The organism is Streptomyces sp. NPDC043867 (assembly GCF_056435845.1).
This window is the reverse complement of sequence record NZ_JBWKDS010000009.1, coordinates 34,075-56,718: the sequence shown is the minus strand read 5'-3', so window position 1 is coordinate 56,718 and position 22,644 is coordinate 34,075. Positions and strand designations below refer to the sequence as shown.

Sequence of the window (22,644 nt, the reverse complement as noted above, 5' to 3'; positions counted from 1 at the left end):
CACGACATCGCTCAACGGTCCACTCTCTCACCCGTGCCGGACGGGTCGGTGCTTTCCGGTGCGGTGTCCGGTGTCGGGTCACTCGGGTGCTCCGGGTCGCCTGCCCCCGGCTCCGTGCCGGACTTCCCCGCGGGGCGGTCCTGGGAGCCCGTGGCGTCGGTGTCCTCAGTGTCTACGGTGCCGTCGCCGTCCCCGTTCAGGATCTCGTCCTCGGGACCATCCTCCGGCTCCTCCTCGGCCTGCCGGGCCACCGCGCGCTTGCGCTGCGTGTACATCCGGAAGCCGGCGAGCACGAGGAGCAGGACGCCGCCGGCGATGACCAGCATGACCGTGGGCGTGATCTCGTTGACGTCCACGTCGAAGGCGACGGGGGCGCCGTAGGCCTGGCCGTCCGTCGTGTAGAGCTGGGCGACGACCCTGACGGGGCCGTTCGCGTTGGCGTTGGTGATGAACTTCACCGACTGGCTGTGTCCGCCCGAGACACCGATGGGCTGCTCGTCGTAGGGGCCGTCACCGATCTTGAGACGGGTCGGCTGCTCCGACGTGAGGCGCAGGACGAGGTTGTCGACCCCCTGCACCAGGTTGTTCTGCACCGTCACCGGGATCGTGGCACTGCGGCCCGAGAGTTTCGTCTCGGACTTGTCGATCAGCCTGACCTGATCCGTGAGCACCCTGAGATACGCGTTCACCCCGGAGCGGAAGGTCGCCGCCTCCGTGGCACGGCCGCGCCACGAGGTGGACATGCTCCGGTCCATGGCCCGCCCGAAGGGGGTGACGACGCGGTCGGGGCTGATGAGGATCACTTCGAAGCCGTCCAGCTTGCGCTGGATCTTCTCGATGTCCCCGAAGGCCGACACCGGCAGTTGCTGCCGGCGCAGCGCGGAGGAGTACGCGGAGGCGGCCGGGACCCGGGTCGTGGCGTCCGGGTCCGGCTTGGCGTCGGCGGCCGCGGTCAGCTCCTGGGACCGGGACCAGTTCCCGTCCCGGAGCGCCGTCAGCGCCTGCGCCATGGTCTGGGCCTGGCTTCCCGAGGGCATCCGCTGCGGGGCGACCACGATGCTGCGCTGCTTGTCGGGCTGCTGCAGGCTGGTCACCAGGCTCTGGGCGAGGAACTCCTGGACGGCACGCGTCGAGGTGTCCGCCTTGGTCATGTCGCCCTGGAACGCCGTGGACAGACGGGAGTCCGCGACCACCGCCGTGGTGCCGCCGCCGATGGGCCGGGCCGCATTGGGCGTGTACGGGAGGCCGCCGGTCTCCCTGAGGCTGTCACTGCGGGCGATCACCTTGTCGGCACCGGCGGAGGTGGCCACCTTGACGATCGACGGGTCGATCGCGCCGTCGACGGGCCAGGCGAAGTCGGTGCTCGGAGTCACGTGCAGGATCGTCTTCACGGTGTCCGAGGCGACGTCGGTGGCGTCCTTGAGGTGACTCAGGGAGCCGGTGACGTTCCTGCCGTTGTGGGCGAGCGAGGCGAGGTCGGGGTCGGCGAAGGGGAGGGCGACGACCTCCTTGTCCGCAACCGTCTTCTCCAGCTTCAGCAGCCAGGCGTCGGCGACCCTGCGGTTGCTGCCCGCCGTCGTGGTGCCGCCCTTGCCCTGGATCCGGTAGCCGTCCCTCATCGCGTCGACGGAGGCCAGCAGGTCCGGGTCGACGACCCAGGTGACGTCGAGCGTGCTGCCCAGCGACAGGAGCTGGTCCAGGCGGCCGCCGGGAGAGATCTCCTTGGCCAGGTCGTCGTTCTGGAAGACCGGGGTCTGCTGCTCGTTCGAACCGGTTTCCGCCGTGAGGTGCACGCTCGAGATCAGCGGCCAGAGGTACGTCGTTCTGGTCCTGGTGTCCGCAGGCTCGGGCTGCCAGGGGAGGAACGTGCGCTGGATGCCGAGCACCTGCTCGTACGGCAGGGCCGCCGACCGGCCGGAGAGGGAGACGCCGAGCGGGTAGACGCCGTCGTCCCCCAGGTCCAGTTCCTTGACCGGCACCGAGATGCTGAAGTGCTGCGAGACGCCCGGCGTGAGCTTCGCGAACTCCTCGGCGTACTTGTCACCCACCGGCGCGCCGTCGAGTCCCGGCTGGTAGCGGGTGCGCTTGGTCACGGTGTCGAGCGCGGTGCGGCTGTCGAGCGAGGGACCGAGGCGCAGGTCCACGCGGGCGTCGGTGACCGGCTGCCTGCCCTTGTTGGTGACCGTGCCCGAGACGGTGAGGGTGTCACCGTCCGTAGGGGCGCTGGGGCTGAGGGAGTCCACGGAGACGTCGACGGTGCCGGACGACGAGGCGTCGGCCGGGGGGGTCTGCTCGGCGGCCTGGGCAAGCGGGGACGACAGCTGGACCAGGCCGGCCAGCAGGGGCAGACCCGCGAGCAGGACACCGGTGCGCCGCATCCAGCGGCGGGCAGGTGAGGGACTCATCCCCTGGAAGTCTGCCGCCTCGGCCACGCGCTCGCCCGTCCCTCGTCGTCGTCAGTGGTCGTCGGAATGTGCGTCCACGCATGGTAACGATGTGCGCGGAGGGGAAGTGCCGCGGTCTGCTCCACAAGATCGGCAGCCCCTGCTGGCCTGTCCTCTATGTGCGTGTATCAGGGGTCGCGTCCCGGCCCGTTCCCGAGGACAGGGGTGTGCACGTTCAATGAAGGCGCCCGAGGTGGTGCGGGCCACGTACCCTTTTCTGTTGTGCCGAACGCCAACGAAGAGAACCCCAGCGCCCTGAGTCAGGTGCAGCGCCGCGCAGTGAGCGAACTGCTGCGGGTGTCCCCTGTCGCCGACGACCTCGCCCGCCGTTTCCAGGAGGCCGGGTTCTCGCTGGCCCTGGTAGGCGGCTCGGTCCGGGACGCGCTCCTCGGCCGGCTCGGCAACGACCTGGACTTCACGACCGACGCCCGTCCCGAGGACGTTTTGAAGATCGTGCGGCCGTGGGCGGACGCCGTGTGGGAGGTCGGGATCGCCTTCGGCACCGTGGGAGCGCAGAAGGACGCTCGTGTCGGTGACGTACAGCAGTCCTTCCAGATCGAGATCACGACGTACCGCTCCGAGGCGTACGACCGGACCTCGCGCAAGCCCGAGGTGTCCTACGGCGACTCCATCGAGGAGGACCTGGTCCGTCGCGACTTCACCGTGAACGCGATGGCCGTCGCGCTTCCGGCGAAGGAGTTCATCGACCCGCACGGTGGTCTGGAGGACCTCGCGGGGCATGTTCTGCGTACGCCCGGCACTCCGGAGGAGTCCTTCTCCGACGATCCGCTCCGGATGATGCGCGCCGCCCGCTTCGCGGCACAGCTCGACTTCGAGGTCGCGCCCGACGTCGTCGCCGCGATGAAGGACATGGCCGGACGCATCGAGATCGTGTCCGCGGAGCGGGTGCGGGACGAGCTGAACAAGCTGATCCTTGCCGCCCAGCCGCGCAAGGGCCTGACGCTGCTCGTCGAGACGGGGCTGGCGGATCACGTGCTGCCGGAGCTTCCCGCGCTGCGTCTGGAGCGGGACGAGCACCACCGGCACAAGGACGTCTACGAGCACACTCTGATCGTGCTGGAACAGGCGATGGCGCTGGAGGAGGACGGCCCGGACCTCGTTCTTCGGCTCGCCGCACTGCTGCACGACATCGGCAAGCCCAGGACGCGCCGCTTCGAGAAGGACGGGCGGGTCTCCTTCCACCACCACGAGGTGGTGGGTGCCAAGATGACCAAGAAGCGGATGACGGCTCTCAAGTACTCCAACGAACTGGTGAAGGACGTCTCGCGTCTGGTCGAACTCCACCTGCGCTTCCACGGGTACGGCACGGGTGAGTGGACGGATTCCGCGGTCCGGCGTTACGTCCGCGACGCGGGGCCCCTCCTCAGTCGCCTCCATGCGCTGACGCGGTCCGACTGCACCACGCGCAACAAGCGCAAGGCGACCGCGCTCTCGCGTGCGTACGACGGTCTGCAGGAGCGCATCCTCCAGCTCCAGGAGCAGGAGGAGCTGGACTCCATCCGGCCGGACCTCGACGGCAACCAGATCATGGAGATCCTCGGGATCGGCCCGGGCCCGGCGATCGGACAGGCCTACAAGTTCCTGCTCGAAATGCGCCTGGAGAACGGCCCGATGGAGCATGAGGCGGCGGTGGCGGCTCTCAAGGACTGGTGGGCCGCGCAGGCCTGAGTTCCGAGAACGGAAGAACGGTGTCGTGTTTCACGTGAAACATGACACGGATACGCCGAGGGGCGGTGTTTCACGTGAAACACCGCCCCTCGGCGTATACCGGCCGAGCTGTTACTTGGTCTCCTTGAGGCAGAGCACCACGTTGTGGCCGCCGCCGGACTGGACGTAGTACACCGTCGCGGCGGAGACGCTCTCGCACTTGCTGTCGTCGCTGGTGTTGTCGAACTTCTCGACGACCTTGTACTGGGAGTCGCTCGAGGAGCAGTCGACCTCGTTGAGGTCGGCGTTGGAGGTAGTGCCGTCGTTGTGCATGCAACTGCCCACCGACGTGGTCTCCGCGTCGCTCTGACCGAAGTACCACTTCGCCCCGTACAGGCCTATGGCGACCAGGATCAGGGCGACGACGCGCATGGCCTTCTTGCCGAACCGCTTGGCCGGAGCCGGCGGCGGGACCGGGGCTCCGGCCTGCTGCGGGAACGGCGCGTAGGGCTGCTGCGGGGGAACCCCGGGCTGCTGGTCCGCAGGAGCGGTGGGCTGGGCGGCGTAAGGATTCTGGCCCTGCGGCGGCGGCGAAACGGTCACTTGGGGGTCCCCCTCGAACGATGAGAGCACGTGGCGTGAAATAAGACGCACGTAAACTATCGGGATTCACAAGCCACTCTGTAGCCCGGAGGAGCTCTGTGGCGTTGATGTGACACTTACTGACGTGCAAAGCGGGTCATAGACACCGCAACTGTCGCGTAGATAACGGCGATCGTGACCACCAGGGACGCCGATCGTCCGTCAGAGGGCAGCAGGAGGGCGGCCACTGCGGCCGCGCCGACGAATGCGATGTTGAACAGCACGTCGTAAACAGAGAAAATCCGGCCACGGAAGCCGTCGTCGACGGAGGACTGGATGATCGTGTCCGTGGCGATCTTCGCACCCTGCGTGGTCAGGCCCAGGACGAAGGCTGCGGCCAGCATCGGGGGCACGGCGAACGGAAGGGCCAGCGCGGGCTCCAGCAGCGCGGCGCAGGCGGCGCAGACGGCGATCCAGCGGACCGGCCCCACGGTCCCGGCGACCGCCGGAGACAACACGGCGGCAGCGAAGAAGCCGGCGCCGGACAGGCCCACCGCGAGGCCCAGAAGAGCGAGGCCGTCCTCGGAGTCCGACGACCAGGCGTACCGGCAGAGCATCAGCACCATGACCGTCAGGGCGCCGTAGCAGAAACGCATCAACGTCATGGACGCGAGAGCCCAGGCGGCGTCCCTGCGGGCCGGCTCGGACAGATGACGCATGCCCGCCGCGAGCCCGCAGGCGGTGTCGGCGAGCGTCGCCCACAGGCGCGGACGCACGAAGTGGCGGTCGGGTCCGAGCAGGTCCGGCGGTATGCGCAGGGCGGCGAGTGCCGCGCACAGGTACACGGCTGCTCCCAAAAGCACCACGACGGCATTGGAGTCCACGGTCAGCAGCCGTACGGCGAGGGCGAGGGCTCCGCCGGCGGTCGCGCTGAGTGTCCCCGCCGTCGGGGACACCGAGTTCGCGATGACCAGCCGTTCGGAGTCGACGACCCGCGGCAGTGAGGCCGAGAGGCCCGCCAGGACGAAGCGGTTGACCGCGGTGACGCACAGGGCGGAGGCGTAGAAGAGCCAGTCGGGGACGTGGCTGAGCATCAGGACGGCCGTCACGCACGCCAGCAGCGCTCGCAGCAGGTTGCCGTGGACGAAGACCTGCCGCCGGCGCCAGCGGTCCAGCAGGACGCCCGCGAAGGGACCCACGAGGGAGTACGGCAGGAGCAGTACCGCCATGGCCGAGGCGATGCCGGCGGCCGAGGTCTGCTTCTCCGGCGAGAACACGACGTACGTGGCGAGCGCGACCTGGTACACGCCGTCGGCGCCCTGGGACAGCAGCCGGACGGCGAGCAGGCGTCTGAACCCCTGGAAGCGCAGAAGTACGCGCAGGTCACGCACGACGGACATGGGGCCCAGCCTCACATACGAGGAGGGCCCCCGGGCGACGACCCGGGGACCCTCAACTGGCTCGCGACAGCGGCGCTTTAGCGCTCGACCTCGCCCTTGATGAACTTCTCGACGTTGGCGTAGGCCTCGTCGTCGAAGTACTGGACGGGCGGGGACTTCATGAAGTAGCTCGACGCGGAGAGGATCGGGCCGCCGATGCCGCGGTCCTTGGCGATCTTCGCGGCGCGCAGGGCGTCGATGATGACACCCGCGGAGTTCGGGGAGTCCCAGACCTCGAGCTTGTACTCCAGGTTCAGCGGAACGTCGCCGAAGGCACGGCCCTCGAGGCGGACGTACGCCCACTTGCGGTCGTCCAGCCAGGCCACGTAGTCCGAGGGGCCGATGTGCACGTTCTTCGCGCCCATGTCGCGGTCGGGGATCTGCGAGGTGACGGCCTGCGTCTTCGAGATCTTCTTCGACTCGAGGCGGTCGCGCTCCAGCATGTTCTTGAAGTCCATGTTGCCGCCCACGTTGAGCTGCATGGTGCGCTCGAGACGGACACCGCGGTCCTCGAACAGCTTCGCCATCACACGGTGCGTGATGGTGGCGCCGACCTGCGACTTGATGTCGTCACCGACGATCGGGACGCCGGCCTCGGTGAACTTGTCGGCCCACTCCTTGGTGCCGGCGATGAAGACCGGAAGGGCGTTGACGAAGGCGACCTTGGCGTCGATGGCGCACTGGGCGTAGAACTTCGCCGCGTCCTCGGAACCGACGGGCAGGTAGCAGACGAGAACGTCGACCTGCTGGTCCTTGAGGACCTTGACCACGTCGACCGGGGTCTCGGCGGACTCCTCGATGGTCTCCCGGTAGTACTTACCGAGGCCGTCGAGGGTGTGGCCGCGCTGGACCGTGACGCCCTTGTTCGGGACGTCGCAGATCTTGATGGTGTTGTTCTCGCTGGCGCCGATGGCGTCCGAGAGGTCGAGGCCGACCTTCTTGGCGTCGACGTCGAACGCGGCGACGAACTCGACGTCACGCACGTGGTACTCGCCGAACTGCACGTGCATCAGGCCCGGCACCTTGGACGCCGGGTCGGCGTCCTTGTAGTACTCGACGCCCTGGACCAGCGACGCGGCGCAGTTGCCCACGCCGACGATGGCTACGCGAACCGAACCCATTCCGGTTGCTCCCTGTGTGTACTCGGTGAGACCCCGAATGGGTCTCACGTGGTGGTGTCGTCGGACGGATCCGGCCGGGAGCTGTCCCGGTGCCGGGGCAGGCCGCCCGTCTCTCCAGATGTGCTGTCCTGCTGAGCGGGTCCTTCGGGGCCGGAACGCTTCTGGTCCCGTCCGGCCCGCTCACTCTCGATGAGCTCGTTCAGCCAGCGCACTTCGCGCTCCACGGACTCCATTCCGTGCCGCTGGAGCTCGAGGGTGTAGTCGTCGAGGCGCTCCCGGGTGCGCGCCAGCGAGGCGCTCATCTTCTCCAGGCGTTCCTCTAGCCGACTGCGGCGGCCCTCCAGTACGCGCATGCGTACGTCGCGCGACGTCTGTCCGAAGAACGCGAAGCGGGCGGCGAAGTGCTCGTCCTCATACGCGTCGGGGCCCGTCTGCGCGAGCAGCTCCTCGAAGTGTTCCTTACCTTCCGCCGTCAACCGGTAGACGATCTTGGCGCGACGCCCCGTGAGTGAAGCGGCGAGGGCGTCCTCAGGTGTGGACCCCGGCTCCTCGATCAACCAGCCGTTGGCGACCAGCGTCTTGAGGCAGGGGTAGAGCGTTCCGTAGCTGAACGCACGGAACACACCAAGTGACGTATTGAGACGTTTGCGCAGCTCGTAGCCGTGCATCGGAGACTCGCGGAGCAGGCCGAGTACGGCGAACTCGAGGATGCCGGAACGCCGGCTCATGATCGCCTCCTCCCTGTCGCTGTCACGTCGGCACGGCCTCTATGACGGGCTGATGTATCGACTCGATACATCAGCACGATAGAACGCCTCTACGGATGCGACAAGAGGGGAGATGGTGAACGGCGTCACATCACTGATTCGTAGCAAGTGAGTTGCCTGATTTGGGGTGAACTTGGGCCCTCGGTGGGTTTTGACGGTGCGTAGTCTGTGCGCCATGCAGACCGCCGGGAACCGAGTGATGCCCGGGGACGTCCCTGTCCTCGGTGCAGTACGGGTGAATGCGGTGACTGCCGCATCCGTACTTCGGGGGGGACCGGAAACCAGCCGCCGTTTCCAGGCGCGCAAAGGTGCGCCTGCCCGAGGAGTAATCGTTCGATGAGCGAGCACCGTCGCAAACCGCCGCAGCCGCAGGGCGGCGGGCGTGCCGCGGCCCGACGCGGTCAGCCCGGCCCGTCCTCCGGTCGCCGTGCCGCACCGCGGGGCGTCACCGGCTCTCCTTCCGATGCCTACGGCTCGGGGGGTGAGGAGCGCCCGTACGGGAGCCGTGCCGAGGCCCGGCGGGCGGTCCAGAGGAGCAGTGGGGGCGGCCGACGCCGAGCCGCCGAGGGTTCAGGCGCCGGCGGGCCCGGAGGCGCGGGCGGCGCAGGGCGCGGCGGCGGCGCCGGTGGACCCGGCGGTCCTGGGCGCGGCCGAGGCCGTCCAGGACCCGCCAAGAAACGCTTCGTCGACTATCCCCGTGCGGGCAGGTACGGCGCTTCGCGCTGGGTGCCGTCCTGGAGGCTCGTGACGGGGCTGTTCATCGGGTTCTTCGGCAGCCTGGTGGCGATCGCGGGCGTGGCGTACGCGCTCGTGGACGTGCCGGACGTGGCCAAGACCGCCGAGGCGCAGAACAACGTCTACTACTGGTCGAACGGCGAACAGATGGTCGCGACCGGCGGTGAGACGAACCGCCAGATCATCAGCTACGAGAAGATCCCCAAGGCGATGCGCTTCGCCGTCATGTCGGCCGAGAACAAGACGTTCGAGAACGACAGCGGTGTCGACCCGATGGGCATCGCCCGGGCCTTCGTCAACATGGCCAAGGGCGGTCAGACGCAGGGCGGCTCCACCATCACCCAGCAGTACGTGAAGAACGCGATGCTGGACGACCAGTCGCAGACGATCTCCCGGAAGTTCAAAGAGCTGTTCGTCTCCATAAAGGTGGGTGCTCAGGAGCCCAAGGAGAAGATCATGGCCGGCTACCTGAACTCCGCGTACTACGGGCGCAACGCCTACGGGATCCAGGCGGCCGCACATGCGTACTTCGACAAGGACGCCCAGAAGCTCAATGAAAGCCAGTGCGCCTTCCTCGCCGCGGTGCTGAAGGGTGCCACGTACTACGACCCGGCCGGTGCCGAGTCGATCGACCCCGTCGGTGCCACTCCCGAGGCCAACCGCAAGCGTGCCGAAGCGCGGTGGAAGTGGATCCTCGAGGAAGAGGTCAACGACGGGCGCCTGCCCGCCACGGTACTCAAGAAGTACAAGACGTTCCCCAAGATCCAGAACCCGCGGTCGAACGCCCAGCTGAGCGGTCAGGTCGGCTACCTCGTCGACCTGGCGAAGGCATACCTGATCAACAACTCGGACAAGACCGGGGTCACGGCGAACAAGCTTCAGCAGGGCGGCTACGAGATCCACACGACCTTCGACCAGGACAAGGTCAAGGCTCTCGAGAAGGCCGTGAAGGACGTCCGCAAGAAGAACATCAAGCCCGAGCTGCGTCCGGACAAGGACAAGTACGTCCAGTTCGGCGGAGCCTCCGTCGACCCCGACACGGGCGCGATCAAAGCCATCTACGGCGGCGAGGACGCGACCAAGCACTTCACCAACAACGCCGACCAGACCGGTGCCCAGGTGGGCTCGACGTTCAAGCCGTTCGTGCTGGCAGCGGCCATGTCCTGGGGTGTGCGCAACCCTGACGGCGACCCGGAGCAGGCACAGGACGAGCGCACCATCGTCTCGCCGAAGAGCCTGTACAGCGGCAGGAACAAGCTCAAGATCGAGGAGTACAACGGGAACGTCTGGCAGGACAAGAACGGCAACGAATGGCTGCAGAAGAACGACGGCAATGAGTCGTACAACCCGCCGTCCTTCAACATCGACCTCCGCGAGGCGATGAGGGTCTCCGCGAACTCGGCGTACGTGCAGCTCGGCATGGACGTCGGCCTGGAGAAGGTCAGGGATGCCGCCATGGAGGCGGGCATCCTCAAGACCAGCCTGGCCAGCGCCAACTTCCCGTCGTTCTCGATCGGCACCTCCGACCCGAGCGCCATCCGGATGGCCGGCGCGTACGGCACCTTCGCCGACAGCGGCAAGCAGCACGACCCGTACTCGGTCGAGGAAGTCACCGACAAGCACGGCACGGTCTTCCAGCACGAGAACAAGTCCAAGCAGGCCTTCACCTCGGCGGTGGCCGACAACGTCACCGATGTGCTGAAGACCGTGGTCGACGAGGGCACCGGTACGGCCGCCCAGCTCCCCGGCCGTCCGGTGGCCGGCAAGACCGGTACCACCGACGGCAACAAGTCCGCCTGGTTCGTCGGCTACACCCCGCAGCTCTCCACCGCGATCACGATGTACCGGATGGACGACAACGAGAGCAGCAAGAAGCGCGAGTTCCTGGAGATGTACGGAACGGGTGGCCAGGAGAAGATCCACGGCGCCTCGTTCCCGGCCGAGATCTGGCACGACTACATGGCACAGGCACTCAAGAAGGAGCCGGTGAAGAACTTCCCGACGCCCGAGGACATCGGCAAGGTCATCAATGACGTACCGACGCCGACCGTGACTCCCTCGGTGACCGAGAGCCACAAGGAAAGTCCGACGCCGAGCGAGACGCCCAGCGAGACCCCCTCGTCGTCCTCGCCCTCGCCCTCGCCGAGCGAGAGCTGTGGCAAGTGGGACTGGAGCTGCAACAACAACGGCGGGACCAACACGGGCGGCACCGACACCGGCGGTACGGACGGCGGCGTGACCTCTTCGCCCACGGAGTCCACCGGGACCGGAAACACGCGAGGCAACGGCAATGGAGGCCTCTTCGGCGGTCCGGGCGGGTAGCAGCGCCCTGCCGACCGAAGTGTGTTTCACGTGAAACATTGGCCGCCGCGCCGACCAGGTGCGGCGGCCCTCGGCGTATTCCCAGGTGCGTACGGCAGGATGTGCGGCATGCCCAGTGCAGAAACGACGCGAGCGAGCGTGCACGAGCCGGAACCGGTACACCCGACCAGGGAGGACGAGGTCGCCGCGAACGGCAGTGAGCTGATCGGCGGCCCCCTCGGGCGACGAGCGCTGCCGGGGACGTCCTGGTGGACCCCTGTGCGGATCGTCGCGCTCCTCGCGATCGGCATGTTCGCCCTCGGCATGGTGCAGAAGCTGCCCTGCTACGACGGCGCCTGGTTCTTCGGTGCCAGCTCCCAGTACACGCACGCGTGCTACTCGGACATCCCGCACCTCTACCAGGGACGCGGCTTCGCCGACGGGCTCGTGCCGTACTTCGACAAGCTCAGCGGCGACATGGACTACCTTGAGTACCCGGTGCTCACCGGCGTGTTCATGGAGGTCGCCTCCTGGCTCACCCCCGGTAGCGGCAGCATCCAGCACCAGGAGCAGTTCTACTGGATGGTCAACTCCGGGATGCTGATGGTGTGCGCGGCGATCATCGCCGTGTGCGTCGCACGCACCCACGGACGCCGCCCCTGGGACGGTCTGCTGGTCGCCCTCGCCCCCGCCTTCGCCCTGACCGCCACCATCAACTGGGACCTGCTGGCCGTCGCTCTGACCGCCGCCGCCATGCTGATGTGGTCCCGGGGCCGCTCCCTCGCGTTCGGCGTCCTGCTGGGGCTCGCCACGGCCGCCAAGCTCTATCCGTTCCTGCTGCTGGGCCCGCTGCTGATGCTGTGCTGGCGCGCCGGAAGGTGGCGTGAGTTCCGGATCGCGGTGGGCGGTGCGGTCGTGGCCTGGCTCGCCGTGAACCTGCCCGTGATGGTCTTCGCCTTCGAGGGCTGGTCGAAGTTCTACACGTTCAGCCAGGAGCGCGGCGTCGACTTCGGATCCTTCTGGCTGATCCTCTCCCAGCGCTGGCAGAGCTCGCTCCTGACCACGGACAACATCAACACGTTCGCCGCCGTTCTGATGCTGCTGGCTTGCGTGGGCATCGCCGCGCTCACGGTGGCGGCCCCCCGCCGTCCGCGCTTCGCGCAGCTCGCCTTCCTGATCGTCGCGGCCTTCATCCTCACCAACAAGGTCTACTCGCCCCAGTACGTGCTGTGGCTGGTCCCCCTTGCCGCACTGGCCCGCCCGCGCTGGCGCGACTTCCTCATCTGGCAGGCGTGCGAGGTCGCGTACTTCGTCGGGATCTGGATGTACCTCGCGTACACGACCAGCGGAGAAGCCCACAAGGGCCTGCCCACCGAGGGGTACCAGGCCGCCATCGCCGTGCACCTGCTGGGGACGCTGTACATCTGTGCCGTGGTGGTGCGGGACATCCTGATGCCGGAGCGGGACCCGGTGCGCCGGGCCGGCGACGACGATCCGTCGGGAGGTGTGCTGGACGGCGCGGAGGACGTGTTCGTCGTGGGTGCCGCGGCGCATCCGCCCCGGCACGCGGCGCACTTCGAGGGGGCTCAGGTCGAATGGGGGGCGCGAAACGCGACCACGGAGGACAGTTCGCTCTGAGCGAACGAGTCGCAGCAGCCACGCGAAAGGCCGTACACGGTGTCCGTGTACGGCCTTTCGTCCTTGGTCCAGGCGGTCCCGCCCGGCCCTCGTGCGGTCAGCGGTCGACGATCCGGTCGAACTGCGTGGTGGTGTGCCGCAGATGGGCCACCAGTTCCTCGCCCACCTTCGGCTCCGGGGCGTCCGAGGGCACGAAGAGGATCGAGACCTGCATGTGGGGCGGCTCCGCGAACCAACGCTGCTTGCTGCCCCAGACGAACGGGGACAGGTTGCGGTTGACCGTCGCGAGGCCCGCGCGGGCGACGCCCTTGGCGCGCGGCATGACGCCGTGCAGCGCCTTGGGGGCCTCCAGCCCCACCCCGTGCGACGTACCGCCCGCCACGACGACCAGGTAGCCGTCCGAGGCCGCCTTCTGCTGCCGGTAGCCGAAGCGTTCGCCCTTGGACACGCGCGTGACGTCCAGGACGGCGCCGCGGTACTCGGTCGCCTCGTGGTCCCCCAGCCACAGCCGCGTACCGATGCGGGCGCGGAAGTGGGTCTGCGGGAACTGCTGCTGAAGGCGGGCGAGTTCGTCGGCCTTGAGGTGGCTGACGAACATCGTGTGCAGCGGCAGACGGGCAGCGCGCAGGCGGTCCATCCAGCCGATGACCTCCTCGACGGCGTCCGAACCGTCCGTGCGGTCCAGCGGCAGGTGGATGGCGAAGCCTTCCAGCCGCACGTTCTCTATGGCGGAGTGCAGGTGGGGCAGATCCTGTTCGCTCACACCGTGCCGCTTCATCGAGGACATGACCTCGATGACGACGCGGGCGCCCACGAGGCCGTACACGCCGTCTATCGACGATACGGAGCGGATGACCCGGTCGGGCAGCGGTACGGGCTCCTCGCCCCTCCTGAACGGCGTCAGGACCAGCAGATCGCCACCGAACCAGTCCTTGATCCGGGCGGCCTCGTACGTGGTGCCGACGGCGAGGACGTCCGAGCCGAGGCGCGTGGCCTCGTCGGCGAGCCGCTCGTGGCCGAAGCCGTAGCCGTTGCCCTTGCAGACGGGGACGAGCCCCGGGAACTGCTCCTGCACGTGCTTGTGGTGTGCCCGCCAGCGCGCGGTGTCGACGTTGAGCGTGAGCGCCATGGCCGGTCCCGGAACCTTTCTCGTGGCTGCGGTGTATCAGAGGTATGAAAGGAAAGTGTGGCGGATCCGCCGGACCTTCGCCGCGATACCGCGCTGCGAAGGCGGCGCGGAGGGCGGACCGGACCGGGTCAGCGGCGCGACATGTACATGTCGAGAGCCTTGTGGAGCAGCTTGTTGAGCGGGAAGTCCCACTCGCCGAGGTACTCGGCCGCCTGCCCGCCCGTGCCCACCTTGAACTGGATCAGACCGAAGAGGTGGTCCGTCTCGTCCAGCGAGTCGGAGATGCCGCGCAGGTCGTAGACCGTCGCGCCGAGGGCGTACGAGTCGCGAAGCATCCGCCACTGCATCGCGTTCGAGGGCCGGACCTCGCGGCCGATGTTGTCCGAGGCGCCGTAGGAGTACCAGACGTGGCCGCCGACGACGAGCATCGTCGCCGCGGACAGGTTCACCCCGTTGTGCCGGGCGAAGTACAGCCGCATGCGGTTGGGGTCCTCGTTGTTGAGCGCCGTCCACATGCGCTGGAAGTACGAGAGCGGGCGGGGCCGGAAGTGGTCGCGCAGGGCGGTGATCTCGTACAGCCGCTGCCACTCCTCCAGGTCCTGGTAGCCACCCTGGACGACCTCGACGCCCGACTTCTCGGCCTTCTTGATGTTGCGGCGCCACAGCTGGTTGAAGTTCCCGTGGACCTCTTCCAGCGACCGGTTCGCCAGCGGCACCTGGAAGACGTAGCGGGGCTGCACGTCACCGAAGCCGGCGCCGCCGTCCTCGCCCTGCTGCCAGCCCATGCGGCGCAGCTTGTCGGCGACCTCGAAGGCGCGGGGCTCGATGAAGTCCGCCTCGATGTCCCGCAGGCGCTTCACGTCGGGGTTCTGGATGCCGCCCTTGATGGACGCGGCCTCCCAGCGCCGGATGATCACCGGCGGGCCCATCTTCACGGAGAAGGCGCCCTGCTGCTTGAGGTGCGCGAGCATCGGCTGCAGCCAGTCGTCGAGGTTCGGAGCGAACCAGTTGATGACCGGGCCCTCGGGAAGATAGGCGAGATAGCGCTTGATCTTCGGCAGCTGGCGGTACAGCACCAGGCCCGCGCCGACCATCTCGCCGGTCCTGTCGTCGAACCATCCGAGGTTCTCGGAGCGCCACTCCGCCTTGACATCCGCCCAGGCGGGGACCTGCATGTGGCTCGCCGCGGGCAGGCTCTGGATGTATGCCAGATGCTGCTCTCGGCTGATGGTCCTCAGGGTCAGGCTCATTCGGGGCGCTCCTCGGCTGGTGTGGCCCACGGGTGAAGGGGCTCCGGCTCTCGCGCCGAAGCCTACTGTGCCCCGCGAGCGCCCTGTTTGGCCGTGTGCACCCTACGTCCCCGGCCGGGGACGGTCGGGGACGTGAGGCGTGTGGTCCGGCAGGTGCCGGGTCAGGCGGACAGCCGGCTGTCCGGCGGCGTCGGCGGGCTCGGAGCCGTCAGTTGATGACGCCGCCGAAGAGACCGCCGTGGGCCATGCCGAGGAAGAAGCCGAAGGCTGAGGCGCCGAGACCCAGGATCAGGCCGAAGCGTTCGCGGGTCGTCTCTGAGATGAACTGGCCGTAGGCCCCGGTGATGACGCCCACCAGGCCGGCCCAGGAACTGATCAGGTGGAGGCTGTGGAACATCGCGGTCACGAAGGCGATGACACCGAGGACGGCGGTCACCCACATCAGCGTGTCCTGGAGAGGGTGGGGCTTGCCGTCGGTCGCGAGCAGGGAACCACCGATGTTGGGGCGCATTGTCTGTGCCATAGGGCACCTCCTGCGGAAGGTGGCGCATCGTAGCGCCATTCACACCCGATGTGTACAGATTGACGCTCTCCCCCGCCGGATTTCAACCGGAAGCCACCGTGCGGGTACTCTGTACTCTCTGCACCGGTGTCTGCCCAGGCCGTGGCCGAGTCACGACAGGGACTCCCGCTCGGATCTCCGATCGAGAAACCCCATTGTCAGTGGCGGCGGATACCGTTGCGTACGCATAACAACCCTCCTGCCACGGAACGACCGTGGCCGCTGAGTCCAAAGGAGGTGGGTTCCACATGCGTCACTACGAAGTGATGGTCATCCTCGACCCCGATCTCGAGGAGCGTGCTGTCTCCCCGCTGATCGAGAACTTCCTCTCCGTCGTCCGTGAGGGCAACGGAAAGGTCGAGAAGGTCGACACCTGGGGCCGTCGTCGTCTCGCGTACGAGATCAAGAAGAAGCCCGAGGGCATCTACTCGGTCATCGACCTGCAGGCCGAGCCTGCGGTCGTCAAGGAGCTCGACCGCCAGATGAACCTGAACGAGTCGGTCCTCCGGACCAAGGTCCTCCGCCCCGAGACCCACTGAGCTCTCCCGCTCAGCTGATCTCGGGATCCGAGTAGCAGCACCAAGCAGCCAGCAGCAAACCCGCCGAGAGGTTCCCCCATGGCAGGCGAGACCGTCATCACGGTCGTCGGCAATCTTGTCGACGACCCCGAGCTGCGCTTCACCCCTTCCGGTGCGGCGGTCGCGAAGTTCCGTGTCGCGTCCACCCCCCGCACCTTCGACCGTCAGACCAACGAGTGGAAGGACGGCGAGAGCCTGTTCCTGACCTGCTCGGTCTGGCGTCAGGCGGCGGAGAACGTCGCAGAGTCGCTTCAGCGAGGCATGCGCGTGATCGTGCAGGGCCGGCTGAAGCAGCGGTCCTACGAGGACCGTGAGGGCGTCAAGCGCACGGTCTACGAGCTGGACGTCGAGGAAGTCGGCGCCAGCCTGAAGAACGCCACGGCCAAGGTCACCAAGACCACCGGTCGAGGCGGCCAGGGCGGTTACGGCGGCGGTGGCGGCGGCGGCCAGCAGGGCGGCGGCAGCTGGGGCGGAAGCTCCGGCGGCGCTCAGCCGCAGGGCGGCGGCGCTCCCGCCGACGACCCCTGGGCGACCAGCGCTCCTGCCGGCGGCGGCAACCAGAGCGGCGGCGGTGGCGGCGGCTGGGGCGGAAGCTCCGGCGGCTCCGGCGGCGGCTACTCGGACGAGCCTCCCTTCTAAGGGCCGGTTCGTACCCCACTTCTTGATCACACAGGAGATACATCATGGCGAAGCCGCCTGTGCGCAAGCCGAAGAAGAAGGTCTGCGCTTTCTGCAAGGACAAGGTCACGTACGTGGACTACAAGGACACGAACATGCTGCGGAAGTTCATTTCCGACCGCGGCAAGATCCGTGCCCGCCGCGTGACCGGCAACTGCACGCAGCACCAGCGTGACGTCGCCACGGCTGTGAAGAACAGCCGTGAGATGGCGCTGCTGCCCTACACCTCCACCGCGCGATAAGGGAAGGGTGACCGAAAAATGAAGATCATCCTCACCCACGAGGTCTCCGGCCTCGGTGCCGCGGGCGACGTCGTCGACGTCAAGGACGGTTACGCTCGCAACTACCTGATCCCGCGGAACTTTGCGATCCGCTGGACCAAGGGTGGCGAGAAGGACGTCGAGCAGATTCGTCGTGCTCGCAAGATCCACGAGATCGCGACCATCGAGCAGGCCAACGAGATCAAGGGCCGCCTCGAGGGCGTCAAGGTCCGTCTGGCCGTCCGTTCCGGCGACGCCGGTCGTCTCTTCGGTTCCGTCACCCCGGCCGACATCGCTTCGGCGATCAAGGCTTCCGGTGGCCCCGAGGTCGACAAGCGCCGCATCGAGCTGGGCTCGCCGATCAAGACCCTGGGCGCCCACGAGACGTCCGTGCGTCTGCACCCCGAGGTTGCCGCCAAGGTCAACATCGAGGTCGTCGCTGCCTGAGTGCAGCGCTCAGCACTGCTGAGAGAAGGGCCGCATCCCTCCGGGGGTGCGGCCCTTCTTCGTCGTGGTGGGACCGATCCGGAATGGGGCGGCTGGGGCGTTTCGGCTCGGCGTGTTTCACGTGAAACACGCCGTTTCACGTGAAACAGCTGGGCAGCGCTGACAGCCGTCAGCGGGTGGCACCGGTGATGATCCAGCGGCCCGAGCGAGATCGCAGCCACAGGGTCAGCATGCGCACTGTCATCATCAGGCTCATGGCGGCCCAAAGGATGGTCAGCCCTCCCCCTAGGCGCGGTACGAGCAGCGCGACCGGAGCGAAGACCGCGAGCGTGAGGATCATGGCCCGTGCGAGGTACGGGCCGTCCCCGGCGCCCATGAGTACTCCGTCGAGGACGAAGACGATGCCGGAGACCGGCTGCACGATCGCCACCACGAGAAGAGCGGGCAGAGCAGTGTCCCGCACCACGGAGTCGTCGGTGAAGAGCGGCAGGAACAGCGGCCGGGTGAACGCGAGCAGCAGACCGAGAACGATCCCGACAGCGACGCCCCACTGCACCATCCGTCGGCAGGCTTCGCGAGCTCCTCCGGCATCGTTCGCGCCCAGATAACGGCCGATGATGGCCTGCCCGGCGATGGCGATCGCGTCGAGTGCGAAAGCGAGAAGATTCCACAGGGAGAGGATGATCTGGTGCGCCGCCATCTCGGCATCTCCGAGCCGCGCGGCGACGGCAGTGGTGATCATGAGGATCGCGCGCAGTGACAGGGTGCGCACCAGGAGCGGGGCGCCGGTCTGGGCACAGGCCCGGATCCCGTCCAGGTCCGGTCGCAGTGAGGCACCGTGCTTCCGGGCACCTCGGACGACGACGTACAGATAGACGGCGGCCATGCCGAACTGGGCGGTGACGGTGCCCCAGGCCGAGCCGGCGATGCCGAGACCGGCGCCGTAGACGAGGATCGCGTTGAGGGCGGCGTTGGCCACGAAGCCGGCGATGGCGACGTACAGCGGAGTTCTCGTGTTCTGCAGGCCTCGCAGGACGCCGGTGGCGGCGAGCACGACAAGCATGGCCGGGATGCCGAGCGCTGAGATCCGCAGGTAGGTGATCGCGTAGGGGGCGGCTGTGTCCGAGGCGCCGAAGAGGTTCACCAGGGCGGGTGCCGTCGGCAGGGTGACGGCGATGACGCTCGCGCCGATCAGCAGAGCGAGCCAGATGCCGTCCATGCCCTGGCGGATCGCGGCGCGCAGATCGCCTGCACCGACACGCCGGGCGACGGCGGACGTCGTGGCGTAGGCGAGGAAGACGAAGACGCCCACGGCAGTCATGAGGAGAGCCGAAGCCACCCCGAGGCCGGCCAGTTGGGCGGTACCGAGATGTCCGACTATCGCGCTGTCGGCCATCACGAAAAGGGGCTCGGCCACCAGCGCGCCGAAGGCCGGAACGGCCAGCGCGACGATCTCGCGGTCGTGCCGGCGCCGGACGGCCCGGGGTGTCGCGGGAGCCTGTGTCATGGGCACCAATCTAATCTTCCACAGGTAAGAGATGCAAACCTTCTGAGACCCTTACTTGTGGACGCGTGACGGACGTCGTCGTGCAGTGTTCGAGGAGATCTTGGCCCGGCTGGGAAAGTTTTTCTTCTGCACAGCCAGTGGACGGCAAAGTTGCTGGTCAGAGCGGTTGTGCTGCAGGGACTGAGTGCTTGTTCACAGGGCTGTCCACCGGCTCGTGCACAGCTTTGGCCGGGTTCTCCACAGCATCCGGGCGGTCGTCCACATGGCCTGTGGATAACCAGATTGGCTGACGGTGCCCGCAGGCCTAACGTGGGGCGCGCCCGCTCTCTCCTCCGTCCTCGGAAACCTGGCAAAACCGACGCGTCAGAACCGGAGTTGGGTGACTTCATTTGTCAGTGCCGTGCCGTAGAAAAGAGGGGCACGGCTAGGTCCGCTCGGCGGACGGGAGGAGGTGGCTCGGTGAGTATTTCCGAGCCCTTGGACGACCCGTGGGCCGACAGCGGTCCCAGTGATCGTCTGCCCGCCTCCCGTCAGCGCAGTGACGTCGGCCGGAGCCGCGACGAGCAGCATGACCGAGGCCGCGAGGGCGGCGAATGGGACGGCGGAGGTTCCGCCTTCGAACGCGTACCGCCGCAGGACCTGGACGCCGAGCAGTCGGTTCTGGGCGGCATGCTCCTGTCCAAGGACGCCATCGCAGACGTCGTCGAGGTCATCAAGGGCCACGACTTCTACCGGCCCGCGCACGAGACCATCTACACGGCGATCCTCGATCTGTACGCGAAGGGCGAGCCGGCCGACCCGATCACGGTCGCGGCCGAACTCACCAAGCGCGGCGAGATCACCAAGGTCGGCGGCGCATCGTATCTGCACACTCTCGTCCAGACGGTTCCCACCGCGGCCAACGCCGAGTACTACGCGGAGATCGTTCACGAGCGTGCCGTCCTGCGCCGCCTGGTCGAGGCGGGTACGCGGATCACGCAGATGGGTTACGCGGCCGACGGCGATGTGGACGAGATCGTCAACAGCGCGCAGGCCGAGATCTACGCGGTCACCGAGCAGCGCACCAGCGAGGACTATCTGCCCCTCGGCGACATCATGGAGGGTGCGCTCGACGAGATCGAGGCGATCGGCTCGCGCAGCGGCGAGATGACCGGTGTGCCCACCGGTTTCACCGACTTCGACTCGCTCACGAACGGCCTGCACCCTGGCCAGATGATCGTCATCGCCGCCCGCCCCGCCATGGGTAAGTCCACCCTCGCCCTGGACTTCGCGCGGGCCGCTTCGATCAAGAACAACCTGCCCAGCGTCATTTTCTCGCTCGAGATGGGCCGCAACGAGATCGCGATGCGTCTGCTGTCCGCGGAGGCCCGCGTGGCCCTGCACCACATGCGTTCCGGCACGATGACCGACGAGGACTGGACCCGGTTGGCCCGCCGGATGCCGGACGTCTCGGCTGCTCCCCTCTTCATCGACGACTCTCCCAACCTGTCGATGATGGAGATCCGTGCCAAATGCCGCCGTCTCAAGCAGCGCAACGACATCAGACTGGTCGTCATCGACTACCTCCAGCTGATGCAGTCCGGTGGTTCCAAGCGCGCCGAGAACCGCCAGCAGGAGGTCTCGGACATGTCCCGAAACCTCAAGCTGCTCGCCAAGGAGCTGGAGGTCCCGGTCATCGCGCTGTCGCAGCTGAACCGTGGTCCCGAGCAGCGCACGGACAAGAAGCCGATGGTCTCGGACCTTCGTGAGTCGGGTTCCATCGAGCAGGACGCCGACATGGTCATCCTGTTGCACCGCGAGGACGCGTACGAGAAGGAGTCGCCCCGCGCCGGTGAGGCCGACCTGATCGTGGCCAAGCACCGTAACGGTCCGACGGCGACCATCACGGTGGCCTTCCAGGGCCACTACTCCCGTTTCGTGGACATGGCGCAGACCTGATCGTGCAGCGGCCGGAGCGACGAGCAGGACGTGCGCCGGCCACGGATGAAATGCGCTCGACGTGTGCCGGCGGCCGGGGTGGACTGGGGGCATGACAACACCCGAGGAAGAGCTGCTTCCCGCCACGCGCCGCGCCCTGCTGCACCGCATCGCCACCGCTCAGGCCGAGGGGAGGGCGCCGTCGCTGGTCGCGACGGTCGTCAGGGACGGGCAGCCGGTGTGGACGGGGTCCCGTACGTCGGTGGAGGGGCACGGCCCGGACGAGAACGTGCAGTACCGGATCGGTTCGATCACCAAGACCTTCACCGCCGTACTTGTCCTGCGGCTGCGTGACGAGGGCGTGCTGGATCTCGGCGACCCGCTGGAGAAGCATCTGCCGGGTACCGGCGCGGGGGAGGCCACGATCGCCGAACTGCTCGCGCACACGGGCGGATTGGCGGCGGAGTCACCCGCTCCCTGGTGGGAACGGACGCCCGGTTCGCTGCGCCCGGAGCTCGCCGATGTGCTGGGCGGGCAGCCCTTCCGGCACCCGGTGGGGCGGCGCCACCATTATTCGAACCCCGGTTACACGCTGCTCGGCGCCCTGGTGGAGGAATTGCGGGGGGCGCCTTGGGAAGAGGTGCTGCGACGCGAGGTGCTCGAGCCGCTGCGCCTGCACCGTACGAGCGGTCGTCCGCAGGCTCCGCATGCGGGCGGATGGGCAGTGCATCCGTGGGCGGACGTGATGCTTCCGGAGCCCTCCGAGGACCTCGGGAGGATGGCTCCGGCCGGTCAGCTGTGGTCCACCGCCAGGGACTTGGCTCACTTCGCCGTCTTTCTGGCCCGGGGCGACGACCGGGTGCTGAGCGCGGGGTCCGTGCGCGAGATGCGCATCCCCGCCGCGCCTGCCGAAGCCGCGGAGGTGGCAGCTGGTTCCGCGTACGGACTGGGTCTGCAGATCCAGCAGCGGGACGGGCGGCTCCTCGTCGGGCATTCCGGTTCTCTGCCGGGCTTTCTCGCGAACGTGACGATCAGCGTGGAGGACGATCTGGCGGCCGTGGTGCTGGCCAACTGCACCTCGGGCCCACTGGTGACGAACGTGGCCGCCGATCTCGTCCGTCTGGTGGCAGAGGCCGAACCGCGGATTCCGTCCCCGTGGAGGCCGCTGCCGGAGCTTGACGCGAGTGTGCTGGAGCTGGCGGGTCCCTGGTACTGGGGGACGCAGGCCGTCGCGCTGCGTCTGTCGGCCGATGAGGGCCTGTCGCTGGGCCCGTTGTCCGGCCACGGCCGGCGCTCCCGCTTCCGGGTGAACGGCGACGGGACGTGGACGGGGCTCGACGGCTACTATGCGGGGGAGCTGCTGAGGGCCGTACGGCGGCCTGACGGATCCGTGAGCCACCTGGACCTCGGATCGTTCGTGTTCACGCGTCAGCCGTACGACGAGGGCGCCCCGGTGCCGGGCGGCGTCGATCCTGAGGGCTGGCGCGGGATTCGCTAGAGCCTTCGCGTGGGGGGGGGGGGGGGTGGGGGGGGGGGGGGGGAAAAAACAAAAAAAAAAAAAAACGAAGCCCCAGAAGGGGGGGTGGAAAACAAAAGGGGGGGAGGGAGGCAAAACACCCCC

18 protein-coding genes are annotated in these 22,644 nt (G+C 67.9%); 9 read left to right on the top strand and 9 right to left on the bottom strand.

The genetic code is table 11. The features are described 5' to 3' along the window. Positions 1–11 precede the first annotated feature (11 nt). Positions 12–2,432 carry a DUF6049 family protein gene (locus AC069T_RS11420; RefSeq protein ID WP_478782515.1) on the bottom strand — a complete coding sequence of 807 codons (2,421 nt, stop codon included), beginning with the start codon at positions 2,430–2,432 and terminating at the stop codon, positions 12–14. A gap of 234 nt (positions 2,433–2,666) precedes the next feature. On the opposite strand from AC069T_RS11420, the gene AC069T_RS11415 reads away from it, so the two are divergent. Further along, a complete protein-coding gene (locus AC069T_RS11415) occupies positions 2,667–4,133 on the top strand; it encodes a CCA tRNA nucleotidyltransferase (RefSeq protein WP_478782514.1) in 1,467 nt (488 codons plus the stop codon). Positions 4,134–4,244: 111 nt separating this feature from the next. Here AC069T_RS11415 and AC069T_RS11410 read toward each other — a convergent pair whose 3' ends face one another. From AC069T_RS11410 to AC069T_RS11395, 4 genes are all read right to left on the bottom strand, one after another. Beyond that, complete coding sequence (locus tag AC069T_RS11410) at positions 4,245–4,715, bottom strand: LppU/SCO3897 family protein (protein ID WP_478782513.1); 471 nt, start codon at positions 4,713–4,715, stop codon at positions 4,245–4,247. A gap of 116 nt (positions 4,716–4,831) precedes the next feature. Then, positions 4,832–6,094, bottom strand: a complete 1,263-nt coding sequence (locus tag AC069T_RS11405; RefSeq protein ID WP_478782512.1) for an MFS transporter — start codon at positions 6,092–6,094, stop codon at positions 4,832–4,834. A gap of 77 nt (positions 6,095–6,171) precedes the next feature. After that, a complete protein-coding gene (locus tag AC069T_RS11400; RefSeq protein WP_358854522.1) occupies positions 6,172–7,254 on the bottom strand; it encodes an inositol-3-phosphate synthase in 1,083 nt (360 codons plus the stop codon). Positions 7,255–7,298: 44 nt separating this feature from the next. Further along, on the bottom strand, positions 7,299–7,982 hold the full coding sequence (locus tag AC069T_RS11395) for a PadR family transcriptional regulator (protein WP_358854521.1): 684 nt from the start codon (positions 7,980–7,982) through the stop codon (positions 7,299–7,301). 375 nt (positions 7,983–8,357) lie between these two features. On the opposite strand from AC069T_RS11395, the gene AC069T_RS11390 reads away from it, so the two are divergent. Next, on the top strand, positions 8,358–11,078 hold the full coding sequence (locus AC069T_RS11390) for a transglycosylase domain-containing protein (protein ID WP_478782511.1): 2,721 nt from the start codon (positions 8,358–8,360) through the stop codon (positions 11,076–11,078). Between the two features lie 108 nt (positions 11,079–11,186). Then, positions 11,187–12,695, top strand: a complete 1,509-nt coding sequence (locus tag AC069T_RS11385) for a glycosyltransferase family 87 protein (protein ID WP_478782510.1) — start codon at positions 11,187–11,189, stop codon at positions 12,693–12,695. 97 nt (positions 12,696–12,792) lie between these two features. Here AC069T_RS11385 and AC069T_RS11380 read toward each other — a convergent pair whose 3' ends face one another. The 3 genes from AC069T_RS11380 to AC069T_RS11370 form a co-directional block, all read right to left on the bottom strand. Continuing rightward, complete coding sequence (locus AC069T_RS11380; RefSeq protein ID WP_478782509.1) at positions 12,793–13,824, bottom strand: alanine racemase; 1,032 nt, start codon at positions 13,822–13,824, stop codon at positions 12,793–12,795. A 128-nt stretch (positions 13,825–13,952) separates the two neighbouring features. Beyond that, positions 13,953–15,074 carry a peptidoglycan bridge formation glycyltransferase FemX gene (gene femX, locus AC069T_RS11375; RefSeq protein ID WP_358854517.1) on the bottom strand — a complete coding sequence of 374 codons (1,122 nt, stop codon included), beginning with the start codon at positions 15,072–15,074 and terminating at the stop codon, positions 13,953–13,955. A gap of 208 nt (positions 15,075–15,282) precedes the next feature. Next, a complete protein-coding gene (locus tag AC069T_RS11370) occupies positions 15,283–15,597 on the bottom strand; it encodes a hypothetical protein (protein ID WP_478782508.1) in 315 nt (104 codons plus the stop codon). Positions 15,598–15,884: 287 nt separating this feature from the next. On the opposite strand from AC069T_RS11370, the gene rpsF reads away from it, so the two are divergent. The 4 genes from rpsF to rplI all read left to right on the top strand — a co-directional run bounded on the left by rpsF (position 15,885) and on the right by rplI (position 17,599). Next, positions 15,885–16,175 carry a 30S ribosomal protein S6 gene (gene rpsF / locus AC069T_RS11365; protein WP_004950685.1) on the top strand — a complete coding sequence of 97 codons (291 nt, stop codon included), beginning with the start codon at positions 15,885–15,887 and terminating at the stop codon, positions 16,173–16,175. A gap of 78 nt (positions 16,176–16,253) precedes the next feature. Next, complete coding sequence (locus AC069T_RS11360; RefSeq protein WP_478782507.1) at positions 16,254–16,853, top strand: single-stranded DNA-binding protein; 600 nt, start codon at positions 16,254–16,256, stop codon at positions 16,851–16,853. A gap of 44 nt (positions 16,854–16,897) precedes the next feature. Next, complete coding sequence (rpsR, locus tag AC069T_RS11355; protein WP_003949403.1) at positions 16,898–17,134, top strand: 30S ribosomal protein S18; 237 nt, start codon at positions 16,898–16,900, stop codon at positions 17,132–17,134. Between the two features lie 18 nt (positions 17,135–17,152). Beyond that, complete coding sequence (gene rplI, locus AC069T_RS11350) at positions 17,153–17,599, top strand: 50S ribosomal protein L9 (protein WP_121404978.1); 447 nt, start codon at positions 17,153–17,155, stop codon at positions 17,597–17,599. 169 nt (positions 17,600–17,768) lie between these two features. Here rplI and AC069T_RS11345 read toward each other — a convergent pair whose 3' ends face one another. Beyond that, positions 17,769–19,106 (bottom strand): MATE family efflux transporter, encoded by a 1,338-nt coding sequence (locus AC069T_RS11345; protein ID WP_478782506.1) that lies wholly within the window; start codon positions 19,104–19,106, stop codon positions 17,769–17,771. A gap of 459 nt (positions 19,107–19,565) precedes the next feature. Between AC069T_RS11345 and dnaB the strand changes: the two genes are divergently transcribed. Next, complete coding sequence (gene dnaB / locus AC069T_RS11340) at positions 19,566–21,044, top strand: replicative DNA helicase (protein WP_478782505.1); 1,479 nt, start codon at positions 19,566–19,568, stop codon at positions 21,042–21,044. Between the two features lie 91 nt (positions 21,045–21,135). Next, positions 21,136–22,521 carry a serine hydrolase domain-containing protein gene (locus AC069T_RS11335; RefSeq protein WP_478782504.1) on the top strand — a complete coding sequence of 462 codons (1,386 nt, stop codon included), beginning with the start codon at positions 21,136–21,138 and terminating at the stop codon, positions 22,519–22,521. Positions 22,522–22,644: the final 123 nt, after the last annotated feature.